The following is a 628-nucleotide window of genomic DNA, read 5'->3' as shown; positions in this document are numbered from 1 at the left end:
CCTCGCGGCGCAGCGACTCCTCGCAGGCGGCGACCACGTCCGGCGTGCCCTCGGCGGGGCGCACCTCGAAGTGGCCCGGGTTCTCGCGGATCGAGGCGACGGGGGTGAGGCCCGGCGCGATGTGCGGGAGCAGCCGGGAGGCGTAGGCGATCACGTCCGTCGGCACGCGGAAACCGGCCGTCAGCTCCTCGATCACCGCGTCCGTCTTGCCCAGGTGCGCCAGCGCCTCCTCCCAGCCGCGGGTCGCCCACGGGGTGGTGCCCTGCGCCAGGTCGCCGAGCACGGTCGCGCTGCCGGTGGTGCAGCGGCGCCCCACCGCCCGGTACTGCATCGGCGACAGGTCCTGCGCCTCGTCCAGCACGACGTGCCCCAGCGAGTGCGTGCGCTCCACGAGGTCCGCCGCCTCGTCGATCAGCACCGCGTCCGCGGGCGACCACTTGGCCGACTTCACGCCGNNGCGTCCGTCAGCAGCCGCAGCACCAGCTTCGCCGGGTCCACCGCCGGCCAGACCGCCTTCACCGCCGCCTTCACCGCGCTGTTGCGGGCGACCGCGTCCTGCACCCGGTCGTCCGGCGCCTCGCCCGCCCGCTCCATCTGCACCAGCACCGCGTGCGCGATCCGCTGCGGC

Annotated in this window: 1 pseudogene; it reads right to left on the bottom strand. The window is 75.7% G+C overall.

From position 1 onward, the window contains the following. Positions 1-628: pseudogene (locus CCN42_RS40495) on the bottom strand (AAA family ATPase); the annotation flags it as partial.

This window comes from Streptomyces glaucescens (assembly GCF_002154375.1).
GTDB lineage: Bacteria > Actinomycetota > Actinomycetes > Streptomycetales > Streptomycetaceae > Streptomyces > Streptomyces glaucescens.
This window is presented reverse-complemented; position numbering and strand designations above follow the sequence as displayed.